Below are 14,826 nucleotides of genomic sequence, written 5' to 3'. Positions count from 1 at the left end.
AGCGCTGTTACATTAGCGGACATGACCGCCACCCCGGACCGTGAGGCGCTGGGCACCCTGCTGCGCCACGTGCTGGAACTGCTCGACGGCGACGTCGCGGCCGTCTACACCGATCGGGGCCTGGCCGACTACCGGCCGCGCTTCTCGCCGCTGGTGCGGGTTCTGGTGGCCGACGGCCCTCTCGCGATCCGTGACCTCGCCGCCCGGGTCGGGGTCACCCACTCCGCGGCCAGCCAGACGGTCGCGCAGATGGCCCGCGCCGGCCTGGTCTCGCTCGCCCCGGGGGCCGACGCCCGGCAGCGCATCGTGCACCTGACCGACCGGGCGCACGAGCTGCTGCCGGTCATCGAGGCCGAATGGGCCGCCACCACCACCGCAATACGGCAGTTGGACGAGGAGCTGCCGGTGCCCCTGGCCGACGAGCTGTATGCGGTGCTGGCGGCGCTGCGCCGCCATCCGCTGCGCGACCGCATAGCCGACACCGGTCTGGCGTCGGCTGGCCCGGCCGCTGACGAGGCAGCGGCTGCCAGCGAAATCGCCTAGCCCACCCGGTTGCCTTCGTCGCCGGGTGGGTCCTGCTCCGCTGCTGGGAGGGGCGCCGGAGGCTGTCTTCTCTGTCGAATCGGAAAAGACCTTGCCTTCGAGCTGGTACGTTAGGTGCATTCCGGACAGCTCGCTATTTTCCTGCCAGCATGCGCGAAAACAGCGCGCCCGGAGGTCGCGGTAGAAGGAGGCTCGTGGTGGTCGTCCCCACGCGTCCGGCGGTCGGCACGATACCCGCCCGCCCGGCTCGGCCCACGACGAGCGGCAAGTTGCTCTCGACGGGAGATCAGTTCGGGGCCGCGACCGCCAGCGCTGTGGGAGCGAACGGCGCGTCTGGCGGGACATCACCGGACATTGCCGGCGCCTCTCGGGGCCGCGTCGTTCAGCCGAGGGCCGCAGGATGACGCGCACGCCGCTGGACGGGACGGGGAAGGACGGCCGCGATCTGGGATCTCGGCTGCGCGACGCCGTGCCGCTGGTCGTCGAGCCGCCGGGAGCGGAGTCCCGCGGGCAAACGGTGCGGGAGGATACGAGCGGCGAGCGTGGCCTTGTCCGGCGCCTAGCCTGGGAGTTGCGGCCCTATTGGCTGCGGATTCTCGGGCTGTTGCTCCTCAGCATGCTTGCGACGCCGCTGGCGCTACTCACACCGGTTCCACTCAAGATCGTTATCGACGGAGTGCTGGGCTCGCATCCCGCGCCCCCAGTCCTGAGGAGCATCCTGCCGGCGGAGTCTGACGCAGTACTCCTGACGGCGGCCGCGCTCTTCTTCGTCGCCGTAGCACTGCTCACCCAGCTGCTGGACCTCGCCACCACCGTTCTGCGGACCTTCGTGGGGGAGCGCCTGCTGCTCGATCTCCGCACCCGCCTGTTCCGGCATGTCCAGCGGCTGTCCGTCTCGTATCACGATCTGAGGGGCACGACCGACTCGACCTACCGCATCCAGTACGACGCGACGGCTACGCAGCAGATCGCGGTGGACACGATCCCGTCGTTCGTCACGGCGGCGCTGACTCTCGGCGCCATGCTCTACGTCACGGCGAAGATCGACGGGCAGCTAGCGCTCGTTGCCCTGGCGATCTCCCCGGTGCTCCTGCTGGCGTCGTGGACCTACCGGCGACGGCTTCGCAAGCAGTCCCGGCAGGTGAAGAAGCTGGAGAGCGGTGCCATGTCCGTGGTGCAGGAGGCGCTCTCGGCGGTGCGTGTCGTCCAGGCCTTCGGCCGGGAGGAGCACGAGGAGCAGCGCTTCGTCCGTCGCTTCCACGAGGGGATGTGGGCCCGCATCCGCTACACGCTCGCGTCGAGCCGTTACGCGCTCACAGTAGGTCTGACCACGGCGGCCGGGACCGCCGCGGTCCTCTACCTCGGAGCGCGCAACGTCCAGAGCGGGAGCATGACTGTCGGCGACCTCGTACTGGTCATGACGTACCTGTCGCAGCTCTATGCGCCGCTGAAGACCATGAGCAAGAAAGCGGGGTCGCTGCAGAACCATCTGGCCAGTGCCGAGCGTGCCTTCGCGCTGCTCGACGAGGAGCCGGACGTCAAGGAGCATCTCTGGGCTCGCCTGCTTCCTCGCGCACGTGCAGGGATCGTCTTTCAGGATGTCTCCTTCGCCTACGACAGTGAGCGGCCTGTGCTCCAGGACGTGTCCTTCCGCGTGAAACCGGGCACGCGGGTCGGGGTCGCCGGCGCTACGGGCGCCGGCAAGACCACCCTGGTGAGCCTGCTCAACCGTTTCTACGACCCGACTGAGGGGCGAATTCTCCTCGACGGGATCGACCTGCGTGAGTACCGTCTCGCTGACCTGCGGAACCAGTTCGCGATCGTGCTTCAGGAGCCGCTGCTGTTCTCCACGAGCATCGCCGAGAACATCGCCTATGCGCGGCCCGACGCCAGCCGGGAGGAGATAGTCGCCGCCGCCCGAGCCGCCGGAGCCCACGACTTCATTTCGGCTCTCCCCGACGGCTACGACACCCTGGTCGGCGAGCGCGGGACGCGACTGTCGGGCGGGGAACGTCAGCGCGTCTCACTCGCGCGGGCGTTCCTCAAGGACGCGCCGGTGCTGATCCTGGACGAACCCACGAGTTCCGTCGACGTAAACACCGAGGCGGCGATCATGGAGGCGATGTACCGGCTCATGGAGGGCCGGACGACATTCATGATTGCTCACCGGCTCAGCACCCTCGAAGCGTGCGACGAGCTGATCGAGATCAATCAAGGCCGCGTCACCAGGATGAGCGAGGGATTGCGCACCGGTGTGTAGATCCAGGTACGTCATAACTTATCGATATGGCGATCAGATGAATGTGAACGCGGGGACGGGCCCGCGAAGAGGAGGTGCCAGATGACCGCAGGAGTCCGTTCAGACAATGCGGTGAGCGACGACCTGCGGGCAGTCGTTGAGAGCCTGTTGAGCGGCAAGTACGGACCATCGGCGGTTCGGACGCTTGAGCGCGAAATATCCCCCATGGCCAGTTCCTATCCGGCCGAGGTGATCACGGTCACGCTCGCCGCTGGGCAAAGCTTGAGGATTTTTCTCAAGGACCTCTCGACCCGCCGCTACTATGCAGACATCCCTGAGCGGCGTAGCAGGGAGATCGCGGTCTACCGTGACCTCCTCGCCGGGGCGGACCTCGGAACGCCGCACTACTACGGGTCCGTGGAGGATCCTGACCGCAACCGTTTCTGGCTCATTTTGGAGTACGTCGAGGGCCCACGTGTCAAAGACAAGTCGTTCGAGGTCTGGGTGCAGGCGGCGGCCTGGCTCGGCCGGATGCAGGCTCATGTCGCGGCACACCCTGACCTCCTGAAGCGGTGCACGGCGATTCGGCGACTTACGCCGGACTTCTTTCTCGCAACCGCCGCCGCGGCCGAACGGGCAGCGGCTGCCTTCAGCCGGGATCTGGGCCGGCGAGTCCTCCAGGCTCTCGCCGGCTACGCCGATCTGGCCTATCGCATGGCATCCCAGCCGCCCACGCTCGTCCACGGCTGCTACCGGCCCTACAACATCCTTCTCCGGAGCTCAGGGGGGAGCTCACCGATATGCCCCGTCGACTGGGAATCAGCCGCCATCGGACCCCCGGAATACGACCTCGCGCACCTCGCTAACGGGTTCGATGACGCCCGGCGTCGAATCCTCGTCGAGGCGTACCGGGCCGAAGCCGCCAGTTACGGGCTCCATGTCGACGTTGGCGAGGAAGTTGACGCGATGTTCGACGGATGCAACCTCCACAAGAACCTGAAAACGCTGACCAACGCCGTCGAGCGCGCCTTTCCAGTCACCGGCGTCGAAAAACTGGTGCGCATCATCGAAGTCACCGCGGCCCGGGCGCTGCGGGGGCGAACAAACCGAGCCTCACGATCGTCGAGTATGGCATGACGGCGACAGAAGGCCTGGCAAACCTCGGGCTGATCGAGCGAGACCCGGTGCATCTCGCCCAGACCGTGCAGGACATGCTGAGCGAATTCCTGCGCCGACCGGTCGTCGTCGAAGAGCTGTCCCGGTCGGTCGCTCCAATGGCCAATCGTGCACCCGCTGAAGTCCTCACCGCGACGCTACGAGGCGGTGAGGAGCACAGGCTCTTCCTCAAGAGCATCGGTAACGAGGAGGGCGACCATCCCGACAAGCAGCCGCGGGACCGCGAGCCGCTCCTCTACCGCAGTCTCTTCGCCGGCCGCGCGGTTCCCGTCCCCACCCGGGTTGGCGGCGGGTGGAATGAGGCGATCGGACGGCACGACCTCTATCTGGAACACATCGACGACTGGGACCTGCGGTACCAGGAGGTAGAGTACTGGTACCTGGCCGCGGCACGTCTCGGCCACCTTCACCGCGCATTCGCACAGGCACGGGAGGAGCTGCTCGCCAGCGAATACCTGCTCCGATTCGACGCGGCACACTTCCAAGCCTGGGCTTACCGTGCGCTAGAGGCTGTCCGAAGACAGTCGACAGACCTGGCGCGCCGGTACGAGAGGGTGGTTCGTGCGTTCGGCAGAGGCGGCGAGCTGCTCGCCGCACAGCCTCCGACCCTTGTGCACAACGACCTGTCCGGAAAGAACGTCCTTGTGGACCGCTCAGTGCGGCCGGCACGGATCTGCTTCATCGACTGGGAAATGGCCGGAATCGGTTGTGGCCTGCTCGATCTCGCGCATCTCAAGTATGGATTTGGGCCCGCGGAGCAAGCTCGGCTCTGCGCGGCATACTACGAAGCAGTGCGTGGAAGTGATCTTCTGCCTTCGCAAGCCGAACTGACGGCTGTGCTGGCCGCCTGTGAAATACATGAGACGAACGTCCGTCTGTGGCTGAGCCCCCGGTGGTCGTTGCCGGAGGGGCGTCTCGCGGAGTGGGTCGACGATACGGAAGCAGCGATCGAGAGGATTTTTTGATGCCCGGAAATGAAGGACGGCTGCGGATCGTGTTCGGCGAGGTGATGTCCCGGATCCCCTTCTCCGCCGGGATGGCCTGGAGCTGGATGCAGTGGGCGGTGGGTCTCCGTCGCCTCGGTCACGAGGTGATCTATGTCGAGGAGCTCAGGACGGACCGCTGCATTGACGAACACGGCGAGCCGTGCCCGCCGGAGATGAGCCTCAACCGGGAGTTTTTCCTGGCGACGATGCGGCGGTTCGGCTTCGAGGGGTCCTCGTGGCAGATTGACCGCCACGGTGCGCCGATCGCCGGATCGCGCGACGACCTCCACCGACAGTTGGCCGGCGCAGACCTGTTGATCAACATGACCGGGCACATCCGCGCCGATTCGGTTCTTGAGCAGGCTCGCCACCGCGTCTACATCGACCTGGATCCCGTCTATACACAGCTCTGGCATGCGGAATATGGCAAGGGTGAGAAACTCGGCATCGACCGCCACGACGCGTTCGCGACCGTGGGATTGAACATCGGGACGCCCGCGTCCGAGATCCCGTCGTGTGGCCTCGAATGGCGGCATGTGCTACCGCCCGTCGTCCCCGACATGTGGACAGGGCCCGAGGCAGCGTCGGACGGACGATTCACGACGATCGCTTCCTGGGAGAGCTTCGCCGATCTCGTCTACGACGGCCAGTGGTATCGGGGCAAGCGCGCCTCGTTCGAACGCCTTGCCGAGCTGCCGAGTCGCATCCCTGGTCAGGAACTTGAACTGGCGCTTCGCCGCCAGACCTCGGACGACGAACTGCTGGCAAAGAAACAGGGATGGCACGTCGTGGATGCCGGCCGCGTGGCCGGTGACCTGGACTCGTACCACGACTATGTGACCGCATCGCGGGGGGAGATCGGCATCGCGAAGGACGCGTACATCAGGGCCCGGTCGGGCTGGTTCAGCGATCGCTCGGCCCACTACCTGGCGGCGGGTCGCCCCGTCGTCGCCCAGGCGACCGGCGCCGAAGACCACCTGCCCACGGGAACGGGCCTGCTGGTCTTCGACACGTGCGAATCGGCGGCGGAGGCGATCGAGGACGTGAACGGCGCGTACGAAGCGCACTGCCGGGGCGCCCGCGAGATCGCGGCGGAGTACCTGGACTATCGCCGGGTGCTGCCGCCGTTCCTGGAAGCCTGCCTGTCGTGACGGTTCACAAGCCGCACCAGGGTGTGCGGGAGACGGATGGACCGAGCACGAGTTGGTTCGCCGGCGTGCTCCGTCAGGCGCTGCACCGGGACGACCCCACGGTGTCGACCTGCCGAAAATTGTCCAGACACGTATATCGATTGACGCTGGCGACCGGGCGGCCGGCGTCCGTGGTGATGAAGCGCCTCGATCCCGCCACCGCGCACCGCGACCGTCTGCTCGTACAGCGGTGGCTGCCGGCCGTTGGACTCGCAGATATCGGCCCAAGCCTGCTGGCCACGGTCAGCGACCCGGCGGGAGACGGCGCCTGGAGTATCTACGAGGGGCTCGACGGGCACATCCTGGACCAGCTGCACCCCGACCCCGAAGAGGTGGACCGCCTCGTCGAGGTGGTGGCGTCCCTGCACGTCCGGTTCGCTCGCCACCCTGTGATCGCCGAGATCCGTCATCACGGTGCACACCTGGGATACGGTGCCTACGTCGGCCACCTCAACGACGCGGCGCAGGCTCTCACCGCGGTCAGGTCTCGCTCCGACGTCCGGGCGCATCTTCCCTCCGCCCTCCTCGCCGATCTAGAGCGCGTCGTCTGTCGAGCCCGGGAGGACGCGCCGTCAGTCCTGGCTCTCCTGGACAGGGTCGGCGGGCCGGACACTGTGCTGCACGGCGACCTCTGGCCGAAGAACGTGATGGCCGGCCCAGGCTGGCTGCGGTTGATCGATTGGGACCAACTCGGCGTCGGGCCCGCGATCTACGATCTGTCAACTCTCCTGCTCCGCCTGCCCCGTGGCAGCCGCCGTCCGGTCCTCGACCGATACTTGGGCCACATCGCGGCCGCCGGGTGGCCACGGCCCACGGTGGACGAGGTCGTGCTCCTGTCGACGGCGGCAGAGCGGGCACGGCTGGCGACCCTTGCCGCCTGGCGGGTGCTCGACATTCTGGAGGCACCCACCGGCCCCGTCGCAGCGTGGGCCGGCGATGAGCTGCAGTCCATTTCGACCTGGTGGAAAGAGATAGACCCCAGACCAGAGGAAGTGACGGCGACAGCACGCTGAGGTGCAGCCGCGACCACACGGGAGGCATTCATGATCGAGGAGCATGAGGCCTTCGCAGGGCAATGGCTCGGTGCACTGCGGGACCACGCCGGAGCCGCGGTCGTCGCGTTCGACCGGGAATTCTCGGGTTGGGGCGCTCCTGCGGCCGACGTCCATCTGATCATCTCGGATCCGACGCGCGAAGCCCTCCGTTCCTATCGCTCGGCGGTGTCGGAATACACGCACGCCCTGGACGACCGGATGGCGTAGAAATGCGGTGGCTCCTCGGCGGAGCGCATCCGCTGAGACACCGTGGAAACTAAACGGTTAGGCCAGCGCGATATTCAAAATCCTTTCGGCGGTCTGCCGGGCGTCGAAGTACGTCTCGGCGATCTCTCGAGCCGCGAGGCAGTGCGTTTCGTAATCGGCGTTGACGGTGGCGAGCGCCTCGGCTGCCTCGTATGGGGTGGAGAAGCGGAAGATGCCCTTGCCGAACGGCAGGTAGGGGTTCGGCCCCGTGTCCTGCATCACCACCGGCTTGCCGCTGGCGAGGTAGCACAGGCTCCGATCGCTGATCCAGCCATTTCGCAGCTTGACGCACGAGGGCTTCACGCAGCTGATCTCCCCGCGGGAGCGCTGGATGTAGGAGCGGTACATCTCCGGCGTGCGGCTGACTTCCGACGCGTGACGGAGCCGCCAGCCATGGCTCTGCATCCTCTGCCGGTCGCCGGCGTCCTCAGCAGACATGTGCACGGCCAGCTCCAGCGGCTGGCTGGTCAGCCGGGGCAACTCGGCGAAGGCGAGATAGGAGAGCCGTTTGGTGTTGTCGTACAGCACCTCACGGCCGTCCAGCATTTCGGTCTCCCATCCGCCCCACCAGTTCGTCACCGTGGTGAATTCCTTGCTGCGGGCGTCGAAGATGTAGGGCCAGCGCTGTAGGCATACCGGTGGCCGGATGTGGACCCACTCGACGCCGAGGTCGGGAAACGGCGCGGCCGGGGTGCCGACCGTCTCCCCGGTGGTGAGGTACAGATCGTGCGGTAGGACCGGGACCTGGCGGGTGCTCATCCACGTCTGCAAGAGGCCGGGGTCGATGTCTACCAGGGCAGTCCGGCGGAAGCCGGCCAGCATCTCGCCGTCGATCGCGTAGTGGAAGTTGAGCAGCAGGTCAGCACGCTTGAAGACCTCCTGCGCCTCGGACCGGCTGCTCACCAGGTACTCGTACCCCGTGCCCTGCCCGCCGGGCGCCTCCGTGTAGAGGATGACCTTGTCCTCGAAGCCGTAGCGCTTCAGCCGTCCGAGCCAGCTCTCGATCCTCGACATCTCCTGCCAAGGGCCCTCCCGGGGGACGAACTCAAGCCAGTAGACCTGGCACCCCGCCTGGCGCAACCCCTCGACGTACTGCATGTAAACCCAGAAATGACCGCCTCCCTCGAGAAACTTGACGGTCCGGTACGCTGAGATCACGACGGTAGTCATCTCGATCCCCTATCCAGGGTCACCGTGGCCAGAAGATCCATGGCCTCACCGAAGTTGACGAGTTGGATGCGCCGCGCCGACAGAAGCTCGTTGACCGTCCGGTCGCACAAGGTCTGCAATTCAGCTTCCCTTTCCGTTCGGTAGCTGGATCGCAGCTCCGGGTCGCAGTACCCCGGATGGCAGCCCAACTCGGCGACGTCCTCCGGGATCTCTTCATCCAGCAGGCGCATCAGCCCTTCGACGCTGATCTGCTCCAGATGCGTCTCGCCGCCCCACTGGCCGTAGAAGCCGCAGATGTAGCGCACCGGCGACTGTTCACGCAGCGGCACCCGGTGCTGCAGTGCGAGTTCGAGGAAGTAGGGGAGCAACCGGGGGTGCCGGTGAACATTGTGATGGGAATCGAGATGCGTCGGTGGACGGCCCATGAGCTCGTAGAAGCGGTTGACCTGCTGTTGGAGGACTGCTGGGCAACCCTCGCCGGTGTCGAGATCAACGAGCGGCCGCCCAGCGGCATCCGTGAGGTTGGCGTGCAGGCCGACGCTCAGCGCGGGCAGATCCTGGGTCAGCTGGGCCGCCTCGCGGCTCGCCGGCATGTTGACCATGAGGCTCGCGCTCGTCAGTGAACCCTGCCGGTGTGCCGTCACGATACCGCGGTTCACGCCCGGGCTGGCGCCCAGATCGTCACCGTTGACGACGAGATATCTCATTGCTGGCTATCCTCTGATGTCTTGACAGGCACTGTGAGTTCGTCCTGATTGGGCGGTCGGTCCCCAGACTGAGCCGGCAGGCCGCCATCGGTTGACGCACCGGCATTGTCACGTCGAGGCGCTGGCCGGAACATGCGTAGCCACCGGCCTTGTGAGATGGCAGGCTGGCAACCGGATGGGCCGTGGCGCAGATCGATGCCGGCCGAGACCGCGGTCAGGACCACGCCGAGGGCCGCCCCGGAGTCGACGAGGGAGAATGCGGCAACCAGGGCCCCGACCGTGGCCGCGATCAATGCCATCAGGTAGGCGCCGCCGATCCCGGCCACCACGGCGAGCACGCCGGACGCGAGGATCGGCACGAGAGCCATCCGGCGGATGACCGGCGAGCACCGGTACCTGACAAGCTGCGCGCCGCCGCCGAGCCCCTCAACACAGAGGAGGATCCGTGCCGATCCAAGCGGCCTTCCCCGGAGTTCCATGTCCCATCGGTCGAAGTCTCCACCCCGCCGGACCACGTTTCCGGACCGCACCAGACGGGCCTCGACAGCCCGCAGGCGCTCCTCGGCCTCGATCCAGCGTCCGCTCCAGGCCCAACCTGACCTGCTCACCGGGGCCCGGAAGCCCCGCGTCCGGTAGCCGCGCCAGAGGGTGAGGCCACCACTGAGCCGGCCTTCAAGTCTGGCTACCGGCTGCATCACGTGCATGCCGACGGTCAGCAGACGGCGGCCGATGAGAGCCAGGCGGCCCCGCGGCGCATCCGGAAAGGACGCCCGTGCGGCGCTCACCGAGGCTTGGAGCACGACGAGGAGAAAGGCGAGCGCGGCCAGCCCGGCCAGTGGCAGGCCGATGCGCAGCGGTGACCAGAGCGCGCCCAGCGGCGCCAGCCCCAGGAGGGCGCCGCTCAGCAGGAGCCACTCCGGCGTCAACGGTAGCGAGAGGAGGGTGCCCGGCGACTGCTCGTAGAGGCGCTGGAACGGGGCAGAACCCCACGTGCCGTGGTAGATGCGGCTGGGCCGCACCAGATGGCGGGTGAGGCCCCGGTCATAGATGCGGCCGGCCCACCGGAAGTGGCCCCCGGCGTTGTACTTCTCCGGCCACTTTCCCTCCAGCAACGCCTCGGCGCGCCCGTAGCCGCGTTGCTGGCGCCAGTACATCCGAACCGAATTGCGACGGTGATGCCAGACCAGGGCCGCGGCGGAGAATCCCAGCGTGCCGCCCCGGTCCTGCAGCCGCCAGCAGACGTCCACGTCGTCGCCGGCCGCCCGGAAGCGCGGGTCGAACCCGCCGATCTCGCGAAGCGCGGCGGCGCGGAAGGCCATGTTGCAGCCCGGGATGTGCTCGGCCACCGTGTCGGAGAGCAGGACGTGAGCGGGCCCGCCCGGGGACCGTGCCACGCACTCGGCTATCGCGCCGTCGCCGGGTGGTGGGAGGTTCGGCCCCCCGACCCCCACAACGTCGCTGGTCCGGAACATGTCCGCCAGATACTGCAGCCAGTGCGGGTCGGGATAGGCGTCGCTGTCGAGGTAGGCGACGATCTCACCGTCGGCCGCCTCCAGGCCGGTGTTGCGGGCGTTGCTCAGTCCCCGGTTCTCCGTGCTGATCAGGCGGACCGGGTAGTTCCGGGCGATGTCGGCGGTCGCGTCGGTCGAGCCGTCGTCGACCAGGATCACCTCGTAGTCGGGGTAGTCGAGCTGGAGTGCGCCCTCCAGGCACTCCCGGATCGTCGGCTCCGCGTTGTAGGCGCAGACCACGACGGAGATCCGCGGCCGCTTCCGGTCCGGCGGGAAGGGCACTTGCGCGTACGCCTCGCGCGCCGCGGCGAGGGCCGGCTTGGGCAGACGGTCGCGGTCCGTGAGACCGAACGCCCAGTCGTGCACGTCCTCCCCACCGCGGTGCCACTCGTCCGTCCACGCATAGACGAAGGTGCCGGCACACCCGCCCGTGAAGGCGGTACGCAGCTGCCAGGCGACCGACTGCGCCTGGCCCTCCTCGCCGTTGCGAAGGCTGTCCAGCCCGAGTTCGGTCATCAGCAGGGGCCGGTCGCCGGCGAGGTTCTGCAGCCGGGCGAGGTAGGCGGCCAGCCGGTCCTGCTGTTCGAGGAACACGTTGAAGCAGACGAGATCGAGGAACGGTAGCTCGAGGTATTCGGTCGTCGGGTAGTTGACGTAGGTGACCAGCACCCCTGGGTCGAGGTCCCTGACGCCATCGCAAAGGCGTTCGAGGTACCGTTCGACCCGCCGGTGCCCGAGCCACCGCACGATCGACCCGGGTATCTCGTTGGCGACGCTGTAGCCCAGCAGAGCCGGATGCCCGGCGCAGCGGCGCAGTCGTTCCAGCATCTCCGCCTCGGCGCGTGCCTGGGCGCGCCGACCGTCGTTGAGGTGTCCTACGAAACGTTCGGCTCCCAGGCCGGGCAGGACGAGTAGTTCATGTTCTGCCGCCGCGTCGAGGAACCAGCGTGGTGGCAGGGTGTAGGTACGCACGGCGTTGATGCCGTTCGCGGCCATGAGCGCCAGGTCGCGGCGCGCGGTCTCGGGCGGGGGGTACTCGTCGCCAGAGGCATCGGGGCGGAAGGTTCCGTACGTCACCCCGCGTACGTAGAACTTCTGGTCCCCTACGTACAGGAACTTGCCGCGGGCCGCGGGGCGCTGGCGCGGAGCGCGCAGTATCGTCCCACCGCCTTTTCCATGGTCTACCAGCGCCGTCACGGACGCCTCCCCAGCGGAGCCGATCGTGGGTTTCCGCACGAGATGGTGAGCAGGCGTCTCATCGGCGCTCCCGCGCTTCGGATCGGTCGCGCTTGACTGCGGGAACCAGATATGTCTGACCGACCACGGCGTGCCGCGAGGCCGGGGCGGCGGGGCTGTGGGCCGCGTCGACCCTGTCCTGGAGCCACGCGACCGTCCGGGAGAGGCCCTCTGTCAGGTCCACCTTCGCGCGCCAGCCGAGTACGCGTTGCGCCGCGCCGCAATCGAGCCCGACGCGGTCCAGTTCCCCGGCGCGCGGCGGCATGAATTTAGGCGTGTCAGGTCGCTCGACCACCTCGGCGATGAGCCGATGCAGCTGGCGTACGGAGGTCTCCCGCCCGGTGCCGATGTTGAGCCGCAGCCCGTCCCCGGCCGGACCGGCGGCCAGCACGAATGCCTCGACGACGTCGTCGACGTAGACGTAGTCCCGGGTCGCCCCGCCGGCACCGAAGATCATCGTGGGCCGACCCTCCATCAGGGCGGAGGCGAAGATGGACACGACGCCCGCCTCCCCGTGGGGATCCTGCCGGGGTCCGTAGACGTTCCCGAGGGCCAGCGCCGTCGTCTGCAGGCGGTGGAGATGTCGGTAGACGCGCAGGTAGGTCTCCCCGCAGACCTTGGCGGCGCCGTATGGACAGATCGGATCGAGGTCCGCGGACTCGTGGACGGGGTACGTCGGTTGATCCCCGTAGATGGTGCCGCCCGATGAGGCGAAGACGAGCTTGCGGGCGCCGCTCGCCCGGGCGCTCTCGAGAACGGCGAGGGAGCCGAGCACGTTGCGGCGGGCGTCCCCGACCGGGTCGGCCACGCTGTGGCGTACGTCCATCTGGGCGGCCAGGTGGAAGACCACCTCCGCCCGGTACGCCGTCATCTCCCGACGCGCCGCGTCGGCGACCACGTCGCTCTCCAGGAAGGTGAGGCGTGGGTCGTCGGCCGACTCGGCGAGGTTGTCGAGATGACCGGTGGAGAGGTCATCCACGGCGAGGACGCTGTGGCCTTCGCGCAGCAGGCGGTCCACCAGGGTCGAGCCGATGAAGCCCGCCGCTCCCGTGGTCACGACGCGCATGGCACCTCCCGCCCCTGACGTCCACGCCCGCTGCGGATGGGGGGCAAGGGCCAGCCGAGAGATTCCTGTCCGGTGAACGGCCGGTGCGCGCCGGACGTGGTCAACGGACAACAGGCAACGGACGCCATGGGTGAACCCTCCGAGGTTTGCGGAGCCTGGTCCTTGACCACACAATTCGGCGCACGGGAGCGAACAGTTTGCCCAGCGGGCGAATTGGTGGCTTCCAGGCAATCCGGACGCTACCGTTGTTAGGGGCCGCATACACCAAAATCCGCCACACCAAGCGATCGCTACAGTGACCGGCGTGGCCATCGAGTACAGCGGCACCGGCGATCCTGCCCGCAGCCTCGCCCTGCTCTGGCGTACCCGGGAGAAGCCCAGCCGCCGCGGCGGCGACCTGAGCGTGGAGCGGATCGTGCGGGCGGCGATCGAGGTCGCGGACGCCGACGGGCTGGCCGCGTTGTCCATGCGCCGCGTCGCCGAGCGGCTCGGCGTGGGCACGATGTCGCTCTACACACACGTGCCCGGCAAGGGTGAGCTGCTCGACGTCATGCTCGACACCGTCTACGGCGAGACCGCCCGACCGCAGGACGCCCGCGGCGGCTGGCGTGGCCGGCTGGAGCAGATCGCCCGGGAGAACTGGGCGCTGTATCTGCGCCACCCGTGGCTGCTGCAGGTCGCCACCACCCGCCCCCCGCTCGGCCCGAACGTCACCGCCAAGTACGAGTACGAGTTGCGCGCGGTCGACGGCATCGGCCTGACCGACCTGGAGATGGACGCCGTCGTCACCCTCGTGAGCGGCTACGTCCACGGCGCGGTACGCGGCGCGGTGGAGGCCGCCCAGGCCGCCCAGCGCACCGGCATGACCGACGAGCAGTGGTGGCACGCCCACGCCCCCTACCTGGAGAAGGTGATGGACCCGCGCCGGTTCCCCCTGGCCGCCCGGATCGGCACCGCCGCCGGGCAGGAGTACCAGGCCGCGAGCGACCCGGACCGGGCCTTCGAGTTCGGCCTGGCGCGCATCCTCGACGGCATCGAGGTCCTCGTCGCCGGCCGCCAGGCAGGCGGTCCACCGGCGGGTGGACTCGCCCGGGCGGTAACGGACGGATAGCCTTCCGGGCATGACTATGCGCCCGATCCGGATCATCGGCGACCCCGTCCTGCGCACCCCGTGCGAGCCGGTGACCAGCTTCGACGCCGACCTGCGCGCCCTGGTCGCCGACCTGATGGACACGCTGCTCGGCGCCCCCGGCCGCGCGGGCGTCGCCGCCCCGCAGATCGGGGTCAGCGCGCAGGTGTTCGTCTACGACGCCGACGGCCACCGCGGCCACATGATCAACCCGACGCTGGAGCTGTCCGAGGAACTGCAGGACGACGACGAGGGCTGCCTGTCCATCCCCGGGCTGTACTTCCCGACGCCGCGGGCGATGCACGCCACCGCCCACGGCTTCGACCAGCACGGCGAGCCGTTGACCATCTCCGGCAGCGGCTTCCTGGCGCGCGCCCTGCAGCACGAGACCGACCACCTGCAGGGGCGCCTCTACGTCGACACGCTGCGCGGGGAGACCCGCCGCCGGGCGCTGCGGGAGATCCGCGCCGGCCGCTTCGACTCACCCAGCCGACGCCGCTGACCGCACGCCGCCCGGTCGGTCGTACACGTCGCTCGCCCGCCCGGCGCTCGCGGCGGCCGGTCTGTTGACC

The 14,826-nt window shown here is 68.3% G+C and carries 13 protein-coding genes; 9 read left to right on the top strand and 4 right to left on the bottom strand.

All coding sequences use genetic code 11. The features are described from left to right. Window positions 1-21 precede the first annotated feature (21 nt). From GA0070624_RS21930 to GA0070624_RS21905, 7 genes are all read left to right on the top strand, one after another. The gene (locus GA0070624_RS21930; RefSeq protein ID WP_091343991.1) at window positions 22-543 is read left to right on the top strand and encodes a MarR family winged helix-turn-helix transcriptional regulator; all 522 of its coding nucleotides are present in this window, start codon (window positions 22-24) and stop codon (window positions 541-543) included. A gap of 400 nt (window positions 544-943) precedes the next feature. Then, a complete protein-coding gene (locus tag GA0070624_RS21925) occupies window positions 944-2,803 on the top strand; it encodes an ABC transporter ATP-binding protein (RefSeq protein WP_091343989.1) in 1,860 nt (619 codons plus the stop codon). 81 nt (window positions 2,804-2,884) lie between these two features. Beyond that, window positions 2,885-3,919 (top strand): aminoglycoside phosphotransferase family protein, encoded by a 1,035-nt coding sequence (locus GA0070624_RS21920; RefSeq protein WP_091343986.1) that lies wholly within the window; start codon window positions 2,885-2,887, stop codon window positions 3,917-3,919. Then, window positions 3,916-4,923, top strand: a complete 1,008-nt coding sequence (locus tag GA0070624_RS21915) for a phosphotransferase family protein (protein WP_176731818.1) — start codon at window positions 3,916-3,918, stop codon at window positions 4,921-4,923. The genes GA0070624_RS21920 and GA0070624_RS21915 overlap by 4 nt, the downstream gene beginning before the upstream one ends. Next, a complete protein-coding gene (locus GA0070624_RS34925) occupies window positions 4,923-6,095 on the top strand; it encodes a hypothetical protein (protein ID WP_176731817.1) in 1,173 nt (390 codons plus the stop codon). Before GA0070624_RS21915 ends, GA0070624_RS34925 begins: the two co-directional genes overlap by 1 nt. Then, complete coding sequence (locus GA0070624_RS21910; RefSeq protein WP_176731816.1) at window positions 6,092-7,147, top strand: aminoglycoside phosphotransferase family protein; 1,056 nt, start codon at window positions 6,092-6,094, stop codon at window positions 7,145-7,147. The genes GA0070624_RS34925 and GA0070624_RS21910 overlap by 4 nt, the downstream gene beginning before the upstream one ends. A 30-nt stretch (window positions 7,148-7,177) precedes the next feature. Then, window positions 7,178-7,396 carry a hypothetical protein gene (locus GA0070624_RS21905; protein ID WP_091343980.1) on the top strand — a complete coding sequence of 73 codons (219 nt, stop codon included), beginning with the start codon at window positions 7,178-7,180 and terminating at the stop codon, window positions 7,394-7,396. A gap of 57 nt (window positions 7,397-7,453) precedes the next feature. On the opposite strand, the gene GA0070624_RS21900 is transcribed toward GA0070624_RS21905, so the two are convergent. From GA0070624_RS21900 to GA0070624_RS21885, 4 genes are read right to left on the bottom strand one after another with little or no spacing between them, the layout of a single operon-like run. Then, entirely contained in the window at window positions 7,454-8,605 is a 1,152-nt protein-coding gene (locus GA0070624_RS21900) for a glycosyltransferase (RefSeq protein ID WP_091343978.1), read from the bottom strand. Further along, window positions 8,602-9,312 (bottom strand): ChbG/HpnK family deacetylase, encoded by a 711-nt coding sequence (locus tag GA0070624_RS21895; protein WP_091343976.1) that lies wholly within the window; start codon window positions 9,310-9,312, stop codon window positions 8,602-8,604. The genes GA0070624_RS21900 and GA0070624_RS21895 overlap by 4 nt, the downstream gene beginning before the upstream one ends. Next, window positions 9,309-12,020 (bottom strand): glycosyltransferase, encoded by a 2,712-nt coding sequence (locus GA0070624_RS21890; protein ID WP_141715126.1) that lies wholly within the window; start codon window positions 12,018-12,020, stop codon window positions 9,309-9,311. The genes GA0070624_RS21895 and GA0070624_RS21890 overlap by 4 nt, the downstream gene beginning before the upstream one ends. Before the next feature lie 58 nt (window positions 12,021-12,078). After that, on the bottom strand, window positions 12,079-13,125 hold the full coding sequence (locus GA0070624_RS21885) for an NAD-dependent epimerase/dehydratase family protein (RefSeq protein WP_091343972.1): 1,047 nt from the start codon (window positions 13,123-13,125) through the stop codon (window positions 12,079-12,081). A 304-nt stretch (window positions 13,126-13,429) separates the two neighbouring features. On the opposite strand from GA0070624_RS21885, the gene GA0070624_RS21880 reads away from it, so the two are divergent. Next, window positions 13,430-14,236 (top strand): TetR/AcrR family transcriptional regulator, encoded by an 807-nt coding sequence (locus GA0070624_RS21880; RefSeq protein ID WP_091349261.1) that lies wholly within the window; start codon window positions 13,430-13,432, stop codon window positions 14,234-14,236. A 10-nt stretch (window positions 14,237-14,246) separates the two neighbouring features. Next, entirely contained in the window at window positions 14,247-14,756 is a 510-nt protein-coding gene (gene def / locus GA0070624_RS21875; RefSeq protein WP_091343970.1) for a peptide deformylase, read from the top strand. Window positions 14,757-14,826: the final 70 nt, after the last annotated feature.

The sequence above is a fragment of the Micromonospora rhizosphaerae genome (assembly GCF_900091465.1).
GTDB classification, from domain to species: Bacteria; Actinomycetota; Actinomycetes; order Mycobacteriales; family Micromonosporaceae; genus Micromonospora; species Micromonospora rhizosphaerae.
This window is presented reverse-complemented; position numbering and strand designations above follow the sequence as displayed.